The organism is Glaciecola sp. XM2 (assembly GCF_018595715.1).
GTDB lineage: Bacteria > Pseudomonadota > Gammaproteobacteria > Enterobacterales > Alteromonadaceae > Glaciecola.
Genome location: NZ_JAHEOJ010000026.1, coordinates 83,728 through 100,454, shown reverse-complemented (window position 1 = coordinate 100,454; position 16,727 = coordinate 83,728). Strand labels below are relative to the sequence as shown.

At 45.2% G+C, this 16,727-nt stretch carries 16 protein-coding genes; 11 read left to right on the top strand and 5 right to left on the bottom strand.

Annotated elements, in window-relative coordinates; translation table 11 throughout:
- The first annotated feature begins 16 nt into the window (after positions 1-16).
- The 5 genes from KJ365_RS14035 (at position 17) to kdsB (ending at position 6,267) form a co-directional block, all read left to right on the top strand.
- The gene (locus KJ365_RS14035) at positions 17-2,338 is read left to right on the top strand and encodes a DNA internalization-related competence protein ComEC/Rec2 (RefSeq protein ID WP_214452309.1); all 2,322 of its coding nucleotides are present in this window, start codon (positions 17-19) and stop codon (positions 2,336-2,338) included.
- A gap of 96 nt (positions 2,339-2,434) precedes the next feature.
- Positions 2,435-4,216 (top strand): lipid A export permease/ATP-binding protein MsbA, encoded by a 1,782-nt coding sequence (gene msbA, locus KJ365_RS14030; protein ID WP_214452308.1) that lies wholly within the window; start codon positions 2,435-2,437, stop codon positions 4,214-4,216.
- A gap of 8 nt (positions 4,217-4,224) precedes the next feature.
- Positions 4,225-5,229 (top strand): tetraacyldisaccharide 4'-kinase, encoded by a 1,005-nt coding sequence (gene lpxK / locus KJ365_RS14025; RefSeq protein WP_214452307.1) that lies wholly within the window; start codon positions 4,225-4,227, stop codon positions 5,227-5,229.
- Between the two features lie 44 nt (positions 5,230-5,273).
- Positions 5,274-5,510, top strand: a complete 237-nt coding sequence (locus KJ365_RS14020; protein ID WP_214452306.1) for a Trm112 family protein — start codon at positions 5,274-5,276, stop codon at positions 5,508-5,510.
- Positions 5,503-6,267, top strand: a complete 765-nt coding sequence (gene kdsB / locus KJ365_RS14015; protein ID WP_214452305.1) for a 3-deoxy-manno-octulosonate cytidylyltransferase — start codon at positions 5,503-5,505, stop codon at positions 6,265-6,267. Before KJ365_RS14020 ends, kdsB begins: the two co-directional genes overlap by 8 nt.
- Positions 6,268-6,335: 68 nt before the next feature.
- Here kdsB and KJ365_RS14010 read toward each other — a convergent pair whose 3' ends face one another.
- Together KJ365_RS14010 and rimO are read right to left on the bottom strand one after the other, a co-directional pair.
- On the bottom strand, positions 6,336-7,235 hold the full coding sequence (locus tag KJ365_RS14010) for a homocysteine S-methyltransferase family protein (RefSeq protein WP_352109417.1): 900 nt from the start codon (positions 7,233-7,235) through the stop codon (positions 6,336-6,338).
- A 22-nt stretch (positions 7,236-7,257) separates the two neighbouring features.
- Complete coding sequence (gene rimO, locus KJ365_RS14005; RefSeq protein ID WP_214452304.1) at positions 7,258-8,706, bottom strand: 30S ribosomal protein S12 methylthiotransferase RimO; 1,449 nt, start codon at positions 8,704-8,706, stop codon at positions 7,258-7,260.
- A 221-nt stretch (positions 8,707-8,927) separates the two neighbouring features.
- Here rimO and KJ365_RS14000 point away from each other — a divergent pair, with 221 nt between their 5' ends.
- The gene (locus KJ365_RS14000) at positions 8,928-9,830 is read left to right on the top strand and encodes a class I SAM-dependent methyltransferase (protein ID WP_214452303.1); all 903 of its coding nucleotides are present in this window, start codon (positions 8,928-8,930) and stop codon (positions 9,828-9,830) included.
- A gap of 15 nt (positions 9,831-9,845) precedes the next feature.
- Positions 9,846-10,316, top strand: coding sequence for a DUF2919 family protein (locus tag KJ365_RS13995; protein WP_214452302.1), 471 nt, complete (start codon positions 9,846-9,848; stop codon positions 10,314-10,316).
- Positions 10,317-10,323: 7 nt separating this feature from the next.
- On the opposite strand, the gene KJ365_RS13990 is transcribed toward KJ365_RS13995, so the two are convergent.
- Positions 10,324-10,731, bottom strand: a complete 408-nt coding sequence (locus KJ365_RS13990; RefSeq protein WP_214452301.1) for a hypothetical protein — start codon at positions 10,729-10,731, stop codon at positions 10,324-10,326.
- A gap of 23 nt (positions 10,732-10,754) precedes the next feature.
- The gene (locus tag KJ365_RS13985; RefSeq protein WP_214452300.1) at positions 10,755-11,657 is read right to left on the bottom strand and encodes a LysR family transcriptional regulator; all 903 of its coding nucleotides are present in this window, start codon (positions 11,655-11,657) and stop codon (positions 10,755-10,757) included.
- A 139-nt stretch (positions 11,658-11,796) separates the two neighbouring features.
- Between KJ365_RS13985 and KJ365_RS13980 the strand changes: the two genes are divergently transcribed.
- The gene (locus KJ365_RS13980; protein ID WP_214452299.1) at positions 11,797-12,441 is read left to right on the top strand and encodes an SNARE-associated domain-containing protein; all 645 of its coding nucleotides are present in this window, start codon (positions 11,797-11,799) and stop codon (positions 12,439-12,441) included.
- Here KJ365_RS13980 and tcdA read toward each other — a convergent pair.
- Positions 12,438-13,217 carry a tRNA cyclic N6-threonylcarbamoyladenosine(37) synthase TcdA gene (tcdA, locus tag KJ365_RS13975; protein ID WP_214452298.1) on the bottom strand — a complete coding sequence of 260 codons (780 nt, stop codon included), beginning with the start codon at positions 13,215-13,217 and terminating at the stop codon, positions 12,438-12,440. The two genes, KJ365_RS13980 and tcdA, sit on opposite strands and share 4 nt — an antisense overlap.
- Before the next feature lie 102 nt (positions 13,218-13,319).
- Here tcdA and KJ365_RS13970 point away from each other — a divergent pair, with 102 nt between their 5' ends.
- From KJ365_RS13970 to KJ365_RS13960, 3 genes are all read left to right on the top strand, one after another.
- Positions 13,320-14,276, top strand: a complete 957-nt coding sequence (locus KJ365_RS13970; RefSeq protein WP_214452443.1) for a glutathione S-transferase family protein — start codon at positions 13,320-13,322, stop codon at positions 14,274-14,276.
- Positions 14,277-14,278: 2 nt separating this feature from the next.
- On the top strand, positions 14,279-15,100 hold the full coding sequence (locus tag KJ365_RS13965) for a pirin family protein (RefSeq protein WP_214452297.1): 822 nt from the start codon (positions 14,279-14,281) through the stop codon (positions 15,098-15,100).
- A gap of 176 nt (positions 15,101-15,276) precedes the next feature.
- Positions 15,277-16,725, top strand: a complete 1,449-nt coding sequence (locus KJ365_RS13960) for a phosphohexomutase domain-containing protein (RefSeq protein ID WP_214452296.1) — start codon at positions 15,277-15,279, stop codon at positions 16,723-16,725.
- Positions 16,726-16,727: the final 2 nt, after the last annotated feature.

The following is a 16,727-nucleotide window of genomic DNA, read 5'->3' as shown; positions in this document are numbered from 1 at the left end:
ACACAATGAGGCCTAAGTGACTTCCATAGACAAAGCGGCTACCGCTTTTATCAGCATTTTTTTAACCAGCGCATTATGGCCTAATTTACCTGATGTTTCACTGATAATTATGACCATTGTATTAATTGTGCTGATGCTTATTTATTCGTTATCGGCAGTTATGCTGGGGGCATTATTCGGGTTTGCTTGGGCAGCTTCCATGGGACATTGGTATGACAGCGGCCAAATCGATAGTTCAGTCTTCCAACAAAATGTAATCATTGAAGGCGTTGTTGTTAGCGCCTCATCTCCACCGTCAGATATCGCTGAAGGTCAAAACCTCGCTGCTCCCGTTCGTTTTACGATGCGCCTAACGAAAATAGGAAAGCATACTACAATGCGTTCACCTGAAGTAAGATTGTCTTGGCATGCCCCTCAATTTCACCCGCAGCAAGGTCACAAGTATCGTTTATTAGTTAAACTAAAAGCCCCCCACGGCGCGGCAAATCCACATTCTTTTCATTATCAAACGTGGTTAGCCAGTCATAATATTGTTGCAACGGGCGCGGTTATTACAAGCGTAAGCAATGCATTATTAAACGATGCAATCAGCTTAAGACAGCAGAGTATTAATACACTCGATAGCTTGTCGCTTGAGCAAGGGCGATGGTTACAAGCCCTTAGCTTTGGTTACAGAGGGGATTTGAGTGACGACGATTGGGCGTTGTTACAAGTGACCGGCACGGCGCATCTATTTGCCATATCTGGAATGCATTTAGGGATTGTGAGCGGTTATATCTTGTTACTGCTTCGTCGACCAGTAGCCCTTGGTTCTTATGTAGGGGGCTTGCGTCAAATTCACATTAGTAAATTCACCCTACTAGGCGCGTGCGTGTTATGCGTTGTATATGCTTATCTAGCAGGCTTTCAAGTGCCCGTACTGCGAGCGCTTATTTCATTTATGTTATTGGCGTATCTGACGTTGGTGCAAGCATATTGGCGGTTATCGAGTATTTTTTTGCGATTGTTGGTCATCTTTTTTGTGCTATTTCCCTTTTCAATCTTAAGCGTAAGTTTCTGGTTTAGTTTTTTAGCCGTGCTGAGTATTTGGGCATTCACTTGGCGATACCCGCTGCCTAAAAAGCAAAATGTTTGGACTGTCTTTCGCTACACAGCCTATTTACAGATATGGTTATCGCTGATTACCGCACCTATTACATTTTTTATATTTGGTCAGCTGCCTATTTTTGCGCTGTTTGCGAACCTTCTCCTTGTGCCATGGGTGAGTTTAGTGCTGGTGCCGCTATGTTTGTTAGGCAGCTTTTTTATGTTGTTGGGACTGCCCTATGTGTGGCTATATGAATTCGCAAACCTGGCAATGTTCGCAGCCCTCAAAGTCATGCATGGCGTCAGTATGTTAAGTGAGCAGGCCGTCGCTGTGTTTCATGAGTCCTTTCCACATATCACGCTAATACCTTCTTTAAATTCGTATCACATGTTGCTGCTTGTGATAGTAACTTTATTGGTACTCACACCGTTTTGGCCACAAAAACGCATGCTAATTGTCTTGTTCGGGCTTGCCTTTGTATGCTCGCTAACGGGGAGTCGTGATCCGACGAGCAAGCTACTGGTGTTTGATGTAGGGCAGGGTACATCAGCGTTATTGAAACACAAAAACACCGTGATGCTTTTCGATACAGGGCCTGCGTTTCCATCTGGGTTTTCGATGGCAGAGTCGGTATTGCTGCCGTATTTCAAGCAAACCGGCATGATCCAAATCGATACATTATTTTTAAGCCATTTAGATAATGATCATGCTGGCGGGCTACAAGCCTTAAAAGATAGTATCGCTATCAATAACATATATACGCCTGCGGACGCGTGTGTGCGTTCTAAGCGCTTTTTTCAAGACGATATTACAGCGGATATTATTTGGCCACTGTCACCGCAAAGCGGGCATGAAAATAACCATAGTTGCGTTATTATGCTGCATGTAAATGGCCATCGTATTTTGTTTGCTGGCGATATTGAACAATCGGTCGAGGCCTCCTTAGTGGCTAGCGAAGCTGATCTTAAGGCAGATATACTGATTGCACCTCACCATGGAAGCAATTCATCGTCGACACCTGCATTCGTAAATGCAGTCTCACCCCAATATGTGGTTTTTACTGCAGGGTATGCCAACCGTTGGGGACATCCCCATCGCGATGTTTTTAATCGCTACGTGCAACAAGGAAGCTATACAGTGCAAACAGGTAAGCAAGGTGCAGTTGAGTTTGCATTAGGCGAGAATGAAGTACGCATGCGCACCTACAGAGACGATATGTATAATCGATGGTATTATAAAACTCCGGATTAGCGAAAAGTAAGATACATCGGTATACTTTCGCCATTAAGTAAAGCGAGCGCGTTCTAATCAGTATAAGCGCCCTACATTATTGTATTTTGGAGTAAAATGAGTCTGACGGAGCAACAGTCAATAGATAGTTCAGTATCTCAGGAGCGCGCTGTTAATAAGCCTATCATTCGACGCTTTCTAACATACTTAAAGCCCTTCAAAGTATTATTCGCTGTGGCGATTTTAGGCATGGTGGGATATTCGTCAGTAGATACCTTCGTATTTATGCAGCTGCAACCCTTAATCGACGATAGTTTAAACAACGGTAACTATGCCTATTTGCAAATGGCGGCCTACTTTATTGTGCCGTTATTTGTGCTGCGCGGTATTTTTAATTTCATGGGTTCATATACCCTAGAATACATTGGCACAAAAATCGTGATGAAAATGCGCCAAGAGTTGTTTGAAAAATACATACACTTGCCCATTGAATTTCACGATCACAACAGCAGCGGAACGCTCATTTCTAAAATCATTTATGACACAGAGCAAGTACGACACGCCTCTGGAAAAGCGTTGTTAACCCTTGTTCGGGAAGGGGTGCTGGTGATTGGATTGTTAGGGGCGATGTTCTACTATTCTTGGGAACTGTCGCTGATATTTTTATTGATTGGACCGCTAGTGGCCGTCATTGTATCTTTTGTGAGCAAGCGATTTAGAAAGGTAAGTCAGGCTATACAGCAGGCCATGGGTTCATTGACCACGTCTATTGAGCAGGCCGTGAAAGGTCATAAAGTGGTGTTAATGCACGACGGGCAAGCGCTAGAATCTGAACGTTTTGCACAGCGCAACAATCAAAACCGCTTACAAACAATGAAGTTAGTGACCTCGCAAATACTCAGCGTATCGAGCATTCAAATTATCGCTTCTGTTGCCTTGGCCTTTGTTTTATTTGCTTCGAGTACACCGGCGATGATTGAAAAGCTCACCGCAGGAATATTTATTAATGTTGTAGTGTGTATGGTGATGCTACTTAAGCCATTAAAGCAGCTAACCACGGTGAATACTGAATTTCAAAAAGGAATGGCCGCGTGCGCGAGTATTTTTGAAATACTCGACAATCAAGATGAGCAAGATAACGGCGTTATAGAACTCGATAAAGCCAGCGGTCAGATTAGTTTTGAAAACGTCACGTTTACCTATCCTACTAAAAAAGAGCCTGCGCTGAAGCGTGTAAACCTCAACGTCAAACCCGGCCAAACTGTTGCCCTTGTAGGGCGATCTGGTAGCGGAAAGTCCACGCTCTCAAACTTGTTAACCCGTTTTTATGCGCCCAACGAGGGCGTGATTAGTATTGATGGACATAATATTCAAGACATCAAACTGCGTAGCCTAAGGAAGCAGTTTGCCTTGGTTTCGCAGCAGGTCACCCTATTTAACGATACCATCGCTAACAATATCGCCTACGGAAAAGAAGGTGAGGTGAGCCGTGATGATATTATTCGGGCGGCTGATATTGCACACGTCACCGATTTTGTCGCCAAACAGTCGGAGGGTTTCGATACCTTAGTCGGCGAAAATGGCCTAATGCTTTCAGGTGGTCAGCGCCAACGTATTGCCATTGCACGCGCGATACTGGCAGATGCCCCGATTCTCATATTAGACGAGGCCACTTCGGCACTTGATACCGAGTCAGAGAAATTTATTCAATCTGCGCTCGACGAATTGCAAAAGACCCGCACCAGCATCGTGGTTGCCCATCGTCTCTCTACGATTGAGTCGGCGGATATTATTTTGGTCGTGGAAGATGGTGAGATTATTGAGACAGGGACCCACCAAAGCTTGCTCGATGCAGACGGTATGTATGCGCAGCTTCATAAAATGCAGTTTTCAGGTTAAGTCACTATATGTCTTTGCAGTACGCATGGTATAAGGGCAGGGCTTGGGTATGGGTGCTACTGCCATTCACGATGTTGTTTTATACTCTGAGCCATTTGCGTCGCCTGCTGTTTAAACTGCATGTGTTGCCAAGTTACAAAAGCTCGCTCAAAGTCGTTATTGTGGGCAATATTTCGGTGGGTGGTAATGGTAAAACACCTACCGTTATCGCACTAGCCGAACACTTATTATCTAAAGGTGTTTCGTGTGCGGTGCTATTGCGTGGATATGGCGGTACTCAAACACAGTTTCCATATTTACTGCAAGGTGATGATGACCCGCACGATGTTGGTGATGAGCCTGCACTGATTGCTAGGCGCTTAAATATCCCTGTGGTGATTGACCCTAAACGCGCCAGAGGCGCTGCGTTTATTGAGCAGCATACCCACGCACAAGTGTTATTGTGCGATGACGGTTTGCAACACTACGCCTTGCAAAGAGATATTGAGCTTTGCGTAATGGATGGGCGCGGCGTGGGTAATGGGTATTTGTTGCCTATGGGACCGCTAAGAGAGTCTGTTGCTCGGTTAAATAGCGTCGATTACATTGTGTATAATGGGGAACAACCCCACACGCAGGCGGCACTTAGCAAGGTATCTACCGATATCGCTCAAATGCAGCTATTGCCCAGTGCTTGGGTTAACGTTAAAACCCATGAGCAAATCAGCCTGGCGCAAGGCTTGAGTCTGTTTTCGAGCGAGGCTAGGGTTGTTGCATTAGCCGGAATAGGGCATCCACAGCGCTTCTTTGATACTTTAAATGCCTCGGGCATTGAAGTCAGTGAGAGCTTGGCCTTTGCTGACCATCATCAATTTAAGCCCACTGACATGCCCAAGGCAGACTTCGTTTTGATGACCGAAAAAGATGCCGTAAAATGCGCCTCGTTTGCGGAACAAAACGCTTGGTACCTTCGGGTTGACGCAAAGCTGCCGAAAACATTTTATGAGTATATGTGTGCAAAACTAGATGTATAATATGCACACCCACCCACGTGGTAATTATCCAATAAGGACTGAAGATGGCATTTAATAAAAAGCTTTTAGACATTCTCGCTTGCCCAACATGTAAAGGCCAGCTTGTACTGCATGATGTGCCGTCTGATTCAACTGATGAAAATACGCCGGTAAAGCAAGAGCTAGTGTGTCGATTTGACCGCTTAGCCTATGCCATAGAAGACGGTATTCCTGTGCTTTTAGAAAGCGAAAGCCGCACCATGAGTGCTGAAGAATTTGAATCGGTCAAAGCACATGACTGATTTTACCGTTGTTATTCCTGCTCGCTTTGCATCGAGTCGATTCCCCGGCAAACCCTTGGCGCTTATTCAGGGCAAGCCGATGATCCAACATGTATATGAACGCGCTTTAGAAGCGGGTGCGCGGCAAGTGATTGTGGCCACAGACGATGCTTCAATAGAACAAGCCGCCCAAGGATTTGGTGCAGACGTATGCATGACATCCTCTGATCATGACTCGGGTACAACGCGTATTGCAGAGGTGATTGAACTGCGAAAAATCGATAATCAAGAGATTGTTATTAACGTACAGGGTGATGAACCCTTTATTCCGCCCACCAATATTCGCCAGGTCGCCGATAACCTCGCTCAGTTTACGCATTACCCCATGGCCACCTTGTGTTTTCCCATTACCTTACCTGAAGATGTGCTGAATCCGAATATTGTGAAAGTGGTTAAAGATGAGCATAACAAAGCGCTTTATTTTTCTCGCGCGCCAATTCCTTATCCACGCGCAGACATGAAAGTCAGTGAGAGTCATGGCTTGACGCTTGAAAAGTTGTCTTATGATTATTTTCGTCACATTGGTATTTATGGATACCGCGCTGAGTTTGTGACTAAGTTTGGTCAGATGCGCAGCAGTGCACTGGAGTACTGCGAGTCATTGGAGCAATTGCGCGTGTTAGAGCACGGCTATTCGATTCATGTCGCACAAGCGGTTGACGCGCCACCACATGGTGTAGACACGCCAGAAGATCTTGCGAAGCTAAACGCTCAGTAAAGGGGCTTTGCGCCGGGCGCCTAGTATCGTGGATAGAACCGCCGTTTGCATCGGGTGATGCAACAGACCTAACTTAATTCATACCCTTGCGCCAACAGCGCTTGGTGCAGATATGCAATATGTTTTGGGCCTATTTCACAGCATCCACCCACGATAGAAGCACCGTTTTTGATCCAGTTAAGGGCATGTTTTGCGTATCGGGATGGGCCTAAGTCTTCGCGCGTTTCCATGTTTTCAACGGTTCCACCGGGATGCAAATCACTGACCGATTTAAAACCGTTTGCATACGCGCCAATCGCTTGCGTTGCCAGCGATAACCCGCGCCATGACGCATCAACGGCTTCTGGCTGACTACAATTGAGCAGGATTGCCTCAGGTTTATATTGTTGAACCGCGTTCACCGCATCTTGCACTGATTCGCCACTGCGCAGTGCACCAGCATCGGTATCGCTGACAGTGAATGCAACCCAAATGGATTTGCCTGCATCACGCGCTGCATGACAAGCTGCAGAGGCTTCAGCAATCGTGGCCATGGTTTCACATATAAAGAGGTCGCTCGCAGGCTCTTGTAGCGCAACTAGACGTTGATAGCTTGGTAGGGCTTGGTCAAACGACAATGACACCTCTGGCCGATAGCTTGCCACTAGTGGAGGTAAACAGCCGGCAATGCGCACACCGTCGCACATAGCGTTATCTCTTGCATCAAGGGCGGCGCGCATGGCTGACTGATGCAGCTTGCCAATATTTGCCATTTCGTTTTCACGGGTTAAACGCTCTGGTGTGGCTGTATAGGTATTTAACGTGATGACGCGCGCGCCACTTTTTATAAAGTCACTGTGAAGGTCGCGCACCAGTTCAGGTTCATTTAACATGATGTCGGCCGACCAAAGGCTAGTGACGGGCCGAGTGCTTCGACTTAAAAGCTCTTGTCCCATACCGCCATCAAGTAACGTGATTTTTTGTGACACTTAGATGCCTTGTATATATTGGTTAAGCGTCTTGTTCTTCGCTTAACACCGCCCACATATCGTGCTCATCAGTATGGATAATTTCAACCCATACGCGTTGACCCACTGTCAGGTCATGAACGTCGTTTATATGAATAATGCCGTCTATTTCAGGGGCTTCACCAAAGCTTCTTGCGGTAGCGCCTTCGCTATCGATGTTGTCGATGACAACGTTGTATTCATTACCAATTTTTGCCTGTAGGCGCTGGTAGCTGATTTCAGACTGCACTTGCATAAAGCGTTGCAGGCGAGATTCTTTGACATCTTCACTCACGTGTCCTGGCAGAGCGTTTGCGGTGGCGCCTTTTACGGGAGAATATTTAAAGCAACCTACGCGGTCTAACTGAGCTTCTCGCAAGAAGGTAAGTAACTCTTCGAATTCTTCTTCGGTTTCACCGGGGAAGCCAACGATAAAGGTTGAGCGGATGACCAAGTCTGGACAGATCTCGCGCCATTTGCGAATGCGCTCAACGGTTCTATCTGCGCTGCCAGGGCGTTTCATCAATCGTAAAATACGTTTACTGGCATGCTGAAATGGAATATCTAAATACGGGAGTATTTTACCTTGCGCCATGAGGGGGATAAGGTCATCGACATGGGGATAAGGATATACATAATGCAAGCGTACCCAAATATCCAGTTTACCTAGTTGTTCACACAACTGCTGCATGTGGGTTTTCACCGGCATGCCATCCCAGAAATCGGTTTTGTATTTAACATCGACCCCATATGCACTGGTATCTTGTGAGATCACGAGCAATTCATTAACGCCCGCGGCTTTTAATCGTTTGGCCTCGCCTAGTACATCACCTACCGGACGGCTGACCAAATCGCCGCGCATTGATGGGATGATGCAAAATGTGCAGCGGTGGTTACAACCTTCTGATATTTTCAAGTATGCAAAGTGCTTTGGGGTCAGTTTGATACCGTGATCGGGCACCAAATGCAAAAACGGATTGTGTACTGGCTTTGGAAGGTGTTCATGAACTTGCGACACCACTTCCTCATAAGCATGAGGGCCTGTGATAGAAAGTACGTTGGGGTGCACTTCACGAATTTCATCTTCTTTGATGCCTAAGCAACCTGTTACGATCACCTTGCCATTTTCAGCTAACGCTTCTCCAATGGTGTCTAAGGATTCTTGCACTGCCGAATCAATAAAACCGCAGGTGTTTACAATCACAAGTTCGGCGTCGTTGTAGGTAGGAACGACATCGTAACCTTCGGTGCGAAGCTGGGTTAAAATGCGCTCAGAATCCACTAGGTTTTTAGGGCAACCTAAACTGACAAAGCCGATTTTAGCGCCGCTTTCTTGCATTCTGACATCAATTAATTCGCCATGCTCTGAGCTTTGCTTAGCCATTTCGCCCAATGCGTTACTCGGTGATTTGAGCGTGGTGGTCTGTTTAGGGTCGAATTGTTTAACGGTCATTGTCTACCTAGCTTAAAAAATGCACAAATTTAAAGGCGCGTAGTATAAATGAATTGGGTGGATAATTCAGCTTGATTTATTTTGGGCAACATTAATTCTGTGCGCTGCACACTTAGGACATGAAAAGGCCTTAAATAATGCACGCGAAACCGCTTAAGGCTGTCTATAATAGCGTAACGGCGTTTGAAATTTTCAAAACATAAATAGGAAGAGTCCAAATTATGGCGACAGTCTTACAGGCAGTAAAAAAATGGGCACCGAGTGTGTTGATAGCAAGTTCATTAATGACCGCATCAATGTTAGCAAATGTGCAGGCGCACGATGGCAATCAAAAACTTGCTGGCGTAGTGCTAGACAGAGATGCCGATAAACGAGCACGCGATGCTAGCCGTCGGCCTGTGCAAACCTTATCATTTTTCCATGTTGAGCCAGGTATGAAAGTTGCAGAAGCGCTACCGGGAGGCGGCTGGTACTCTGAAATATTAGCCAATTACCTTGGCGCCGAAGGGGCTTTGTACGGCATCAACTACAATGAGTCTATGTGGCCGTTATTCGGCTTTTTTACGCCTGAGAGAATCGCTGAAATGTCGGCACGTACCGCTGAATTTCCGGACATGGTAGCAGATTTGTCTGACAACGGTATTGCGAGTCGAGGATTTACCTTTGCAACCGTACCCGATGATATAAAGGGCACGTTAGACCGAGTGTTATTTGTCCGCGCGTTACATAATTTAGCGCGTTTTGAAGAGCAAGCAGGAACGATGACCGAGGCGATTACAGCTGCTTTTGAGCTATTAAACGCTGATGGTTTAGTGGGCGTAGTTCAGCACAGAGCGCCTGAGGATGCAGATGAGACATGGGCATCAGGCGGCGCCGGCTACCTTAAACAGTCTAGCGTGATTAAGGCATTTGAAAGTGCAGGTTTTGAGTTAGTCGCGCTCTCCGAGATTAATGCAAATGCGTTAGATAAACCCACATCAAACGATGTTGTGTGGCGACTACCGCCAAGCTTAAATGGTTCAGCCGATGATCCACAGATGCGAGAAGCCATGCTTGCCATTGGTGAGAGCGACCGCATGACGCTGTTGTTTAAAAAGAAAGGCGCTACGTTTCACGGTCATTAGACAAGATAGATAGCCATGCCTTTAAAGTTTCCTCTACACCATTACGATGAAGCAGGGCGGTTAAAACCGCCCTTATTGCTCTACGCATTCTTATTATTTGTTTGCAGAGGCTTTTTGCTATTGATTATTTCACTGTCGTTTCGTGAAGATAGTAGCCGCATGATGACCTTATTCTATCCGTCGAAATATGATTTTTATTGGTCGTTATTGCCGGTATTGCCAGCGCTAGTGGTACTGATATTGTTAAGTCAGCGTAATAAGATATGGCGCAGCGAGCGAATGTGGCTATTTAAACCATTAGTAATGTTATTTGTCGTCGCATTATTGGCTGATATAAGCGTGCAACTTGGTATTTTATCTCGCATCCACTTTGCTTTTTCTGCCACTCATGGGTTCTCAATTCTTATTGCACTCATTGGTTTAGTGTATGCAATGAAAAGCCGCCATATGCGCGACATTGTCAATGACTGGGTACGTGAACACTGATGCGAGCCTAGTTGGTATTAGCCGCTAGCGCTTTTTGAAAATACTCGCCCACTTGAATATCAGGATTTTTGACGAGTTTATCGTAGCATACGCCGGCAAAGGCATAGGATTTGTCTTTGATTTTCAGAAAAATAGTGGGCGCTTCGGGGGCTGAGGTGTCGTAGTGCCATTGACCTCCGGCAAGCTCCTTGAAGACTTCTCCGATATATGCGCCGTACATGTTGCAGATCGTAAAGATAGCTTTGTTTTCTAAAGACTGGCTCGGGAACTCTTTTACAAAACGGGTGATGGTAGCATCGACCTGATCAATGCTTGCTGCAGAATAATCCAAACTGATGCCAAACTGCTCTTGTGATGTTTTCACCGCATCTTCTGCTGTTTCTTGCATGAGTGTATCAAGCTCTTGTTGTAACATGACTTTCCTTTCGATGAACAATGCTAGGGTGAAGGTAGATCAATTTGCCGGTGTTGTAAAATAAGATTTTCAAGAAGCTCAGTACCTGGACCTTTATCATCGGGGGTAGGACAAATCAAAAATGCGGTCATTTGTTTAAACTGGCTACCACGCACTTTTAAGGTCACAAGCTCGCCGGCGTCGATATATTTTGATACTTTGTGGGTTGGAAGCCAACAAAAGCCAACGTTATGCTGCAGTAAGTCAATTGCCGTATCAAACTGGCTAACTGTCCACCTATTTTCGGATTTGAGCCAACCACTTTTTTCAGAGGGTTTGCTGGAGGTATCGGCAATAACGACCTGCAAGTGTTGCGCGAGGGTCGTAGGATCAATTTCTCCCTCAATTTGCGCCAGCTCGTGGGTGGGATGACACACCGGTACGAAGCTAACATGACATAGCGGTTCGCCTAAAAACCCCACTGGGATGGACATATTAATCGCCAGATGCGCTTCATGATTTAAGATAGCATCTTCTGTACCGGTTAAGACCGTGTCTTTTATTTTTACGCGGCTGCCGCGAGATTGAGGTAAAAATGCTTTTAAAACGGGGAATAATGCATCCCTTGGATAGGCTAAATCTACCGCCACGATGATCTCAGGCTCCCAGTCTTGATGGATATTTACGGCTAACAATTCGAGGGATTCTACGTTTTGCGTTAAGTTTCTAGAGCGGCGCAACATTACCTCTCCAGCCGCAGTTAAAACAGCCTTTCTACCAATGACTTCTAGGAGCTGCACACCCAACATCGACTGCAATTTTGCAACCGCATGGTTCAGCGAAGATTGCGATTTATTGAGCGCATCAGCGGCTTGGGCATAGCCACCGAAATCGACAACTGCCTGTAAAATACGCCACTGTTCCAAGGTTGTTTTAGGACGATACAAAGGCTCAGTTCCTCATAAAATCACAATCATATTGAAATAAGACCCGCCATAGTAAGTTAATTATTCGTAATTATGAAAATTAATCTTTTCTAAGGGTTTACCTGTAATCTTTATATAAGCCTTTACTATACTGCACCTTATGAAATTTGCTTCTTATTTACCGCTGACTGCCCTTATTGCCTTAACCGTAATCACGCTTTTGGTCAATTATGATGTTATTCCACCGGGTTTGCAGATCCTTGAAAAGCTTGAAGGTGCGCTAGATGAAGGTTTCTATCTGGTAATATTCTTCATTATCTTATTAGAGTCCATCATCTATGTTGGTTTCTACTTTCCAGGCCAGTTTTTCGCTGTTTTATTAGTGATTGGGGCAAAGCCTACTGCGACCGACGTAGTTTATCTCACCGTGGCGATGGTATTAGCCGCAACCTTAGGGTCAATTATCAATTATTTTTTGGGTAAAAACCTCAAAAATAAAGATGAAATAGAAACCGAGACCAAACTTCGTCATTTGTTACTCGCGATGATTCATATTAATTCGTTGGCCTTTTTTATGTTCTCACAGGGCGCTAATGGCAAATCGTTTCGCGTGGTTTGGCTCGCTGGCTTACTGAACCTTCCTTATTATTTATTATTGATTGCTGGCACTGCAGTACTGAGCGAACAAGTCATGTCGATGGCGGAGAATTCAGTCTTATTGTTTACGCTTATTGGTATTTGGTTATCTATCTCACTTGTCTATGACGTGCGAAAACATCGACTAGCCACAAAGGCCGCTGTTTAGGATGTTGTAGAGATTAGGTGGGCAATTGCGCGGGTAGCCGCTATCATTCCAAAACTTGCGGTAACGCCTACGAAGGCTCCAAATCCTGTGGCGCAGTCCATCTTACCGCTCCCTTGCGCGCCTGTTTTTTCAAACGATACAGTGCCGTTATCGCTGGGATAGCGTAATTGTTCGGTAGAATATATCGCTTCCACAGCAAAACGTCTTTTCGGGTTGCTCGAGAAGTTGTGATGACGTCGAAGTTCGCTGCGCACTTTTGCGAGTAACGGGTCTTGAATAGTCTTGGCGAGATCGCCGGTGGTGATTTGCAAGGGGTCTATTTGCCCACCTGCACCACCTACCGTAATCAGTTTTATTTTGTTGCGCTTGCAATGAACCACAATAGCCACTTTAGCACTAACACTGTCTACCGCGTCAATTACCACATCGGCACTGTCGTTTACATATTCATGAACGTTGTTAGGCGTGACAAAATCTTCAATGGCATCAACCGTGCAGTCAGGGTTGATGTCTAATATCCGCGCTTTCATCACTTCCACTTTACTTTGATTTAGCGTTGAACTCATCGCATGGAGCTGGCGATTGACGTTGCTGATGTTGATGTCGTCTAAATCAATAAGCGTAATATGGTTAACGCCAGAGCGCGCGAGGGCCTCTGCTGCCCATGCACCCACACCACCAATGCCAATCACGACGACGGATGAATGCTGCAATTTTGTCAGGCCAGCTTGACCATATAAGCGTACTAAACCTGAGAAGCGTTGGGAGTAAGACATATAACCTTTCTATTTAATTGAATGATTTAGGCGATTTATACCAATATACGTTCACTAAAGTTAGTGTTTTAATTCATCTATCAAAATAACTGGAGATAAATGATGGGATTACTTGTAGACGGCCAGTGGAAAGACCAATGGTACGACACTAAAAAGAGCGATGGCAAATTTGTTCGTCAGGATTCTAAGTTCAGAGACATTATAGAAGCAAGCCCTGAAGCAAAATTTCCTGCAGAATCTGGCAGATATCATTTGTATGTGTCCCTTGCATGTCCTTGGGCGCATCGCACATTAATTTTTAGAGCCCTTAAAAACTTAGAAGAACATATCTCAGTATCCGTAGTGAGCCCAGACATGCTAGAAAACGGCTGGGAGTTTGGTCAATACGAGGGCGCAACACAAGACCATCTATTTGGCTTTGACTATATGCATCAGGTTTATACTAAAGTGAAGCCAGATATCACGACAAGAGTGACAGTACCGGTGTTGTTTGATAAAAAATCCGGGCAAATTGTGAATAACGAATCCGCTGACATCATTCGCATTCTCAACAGCGCATTTAATGATATTACCGGTAACACCGACGACTATTACCCTAAATCGCTACACGCACAAATTGCGTTAATTAATGATTATGTCTATGACAATATCAATAACGGTGTTTATAAATCGGGCTTTGCGACGACACAAGCGGCTTATCAAGAAGCGGTTACGGATTTGTTTAAAGCCTTAGATAAGGTGGAAGGCATTTTGGCGAAGTCACGCTATTTAGTGGGAGACGTTATTACCGAAGCAGATTGGCGCTTGTTTACCACCTTGATTCGTTTTGATCCCGTATATGTTGGTCATTTTAAATGTAATATCAGACAAATTGCGGATTACCCCAATATCTTTAACTACATGAAAGAGCTATATCAAGCGGATGGCGTAGCAAACACCACTAATTTTGATCACATTAAGCGGCATTATTATTATAGCCATACCATGATAAATCCAACTCAGGTTGTGCCTACAGGCCCTGTTCAAGATTTGTTATCGGCTCACAATAGAGGTGTATAGTGATGACCAGAATATTGACTAAGGCCACCGGCATGCCTGCATCTGACGGTGCGGGTGTGAAGCTATCTCGGGTGCTTGGACAGCCAGGCTTAAAAAGGCTTGATCCGTTTTTGATGCTCGATGAATTTGGTTCAGAAGATGCCCAAGATTATATCGCTGGCTTTCCTCAGCACCCTCACCGTGGTTTTCAAACCGTGACTTATATGCTTGAAGGTAAGATGGGTCACAAAGATTCCGTTGGGAATTCGGGAGTGATTGAAGACGGTGGCTTACAATGGATGAATGCGGGTAAAGGCATCATTCATGAAGAAATCCCGCAGCAGACACAAGGCCGTATGCGTGGGTTTCAGCTGTGGGTAAATTTACCTGCGAGCGAAAAAATGTCACCACCAGGATATCAAGACATACCTACCGATAAAATCCCTGAAGTACAGCTAGACAATGCGTTGGTGAGAGTGCTAGCAGGCACGTTCAACGATGTTTTAGGACCCGTGAAAACGCAAGCGATTCAGCCCCAGTTTTTAGATGTTCACTTGCAAGCTGATGCTCACATTAAGTGGCCAACGGTGTCTTCACACAATGGGTTTTTATACGTGTACGAAGGTGAAGTATCCGTCGGTGCAGAAATCCTGACAAAAGGTCAGCTAGGTGTATTGAAGTTTGACGGCGACATTGAGGTTAAAGCAAGCTGTGAGTCTAAAGCGATTTTTGTCAGCGGTGAGCCCATTAATGAACCCATCGTTCAATATGGTCCTTTCGTGATGAACACAGAGGAGGAAATTCATCAGGCCATTAGAGACTATCAGTCTGGCGCACTGGCATAAGCCATCATGTGACGTTTTGCCTTTCATTAAGGGTAATGCGTCACATTCTTAATTCGCTTCTATACCCTTTAATTGTATGGCGCTATTGTGCTCATCGGTCATGACGATTGAACAAATCACTATTTTTACCTACTATTGACGCTTGCACCTTTATTCGTAATTCAGAAAGGAATCCAATGAAGCCAATTACATGTTTTAAAGCCTACGATATTCGCGGCGAACTCATCGAGCAGTTAGATGAAAACGTGGCGTATCGCATCGGCAGAGCGTTTGCGAGCTACTTAAACGCTAAAACAGTGGTGGTAGGCTCAGATGTCCGTCACACCGCGCGACCGCTCAAGCTAGCATTAAGTGCCGGGTTAATCGATGGCGGCGCAAAAGTGTTTGATTTGGGCATGGCAGGGACGGAAGAAATTTATTTTGCAACCAAACACCTTGGCGTCGACGGCGGGATTGAAGTCACCGCAAGTCACAACCCCATTAATTACAACGGTATGAAATTAGTTAAAGCCGGCTCTGTGCCTATCAGTGGCGACAGTGGTCTTAACGCTATAAAAGAAATTGCGGAAGGGTTTGACGATACTCTCGTAGAAGCGCAGTTGTCATCCTATGGTGAGCGCGTGACCGATGAGGCTTTTTTAAAAGGCGAGTCGAGCATAAAAGATTTAAGTTTGTTAGCCTCAAAGTCTTATGAACGTGTCAGCTGCGTAAACGACTATATTTTACATTTGTGTGAATACATTAATATTCGCAAGCTAAAACCGTTGAAATGTGTGGTTAATGCGGGCAATGGCGCTGCAGGACACGTCATTGATGCATTGGAGCTATTATTTTCCCACCAACAGATTCCTATCGAGTTTATAAAGGTTCATCATCTGCCAGACGGAGACTTCCCTAACGGTATCCCTAATCCACTGTTGCCAGAGAACCGCGACGATACTGCTAATGCCGTTATCGCGCACAAAGCCGACATGGGTATTGCTTGGGACGGTGATTTCGATCGATGTTTTTTGTTTGATGAAACCGGTGAATTTATTGAAGGGTATTACATTGTAGGCCTGCTCGCTCAATCCTTTTTAAGTAAAGAGAAGGGCGCTAGCATCATTTATGACCCTCGTGTGTATTGGAATACTGAAGATATTGTTAAGCAAGCGGGTGGTAAACCCATCAAGTCAAAAACCGGGCATGCGTTTATTAAAGAGCGTATGCGCAAAGAAGACGCCATTTATGGTGGTGAGATGAGTGCTCATCATTATTTTAGGGACTTCGCTTATTGCGATTCAGGCATGATCCCATGGTTATTAGTGGCAGAGTTACTGTGCACGACAGGAAAACCACTATCGTCGTTGGTCAAAGAGCGTATTGGGCTGTATCCATCGTCTGGTGAGATAAATTATCGCGTAGAGGACGCAGGGCAGACGATTAAACGCATCATTACCCACTTTGAATCTCAAGCACAGCACATCGACAAGACGGATGGCATTGGTATGGAGTTTGGTAATTGGCGCTTTAATTTACGAAAGTCGAATACCGAACCGGTTATTCGTTTAAATGTCGAATCGAAGGCTGATATTGCATTAATGAGAGAAAAGACAGAGCTTTTGGCCAGTCTTATAACAGGTTAGGC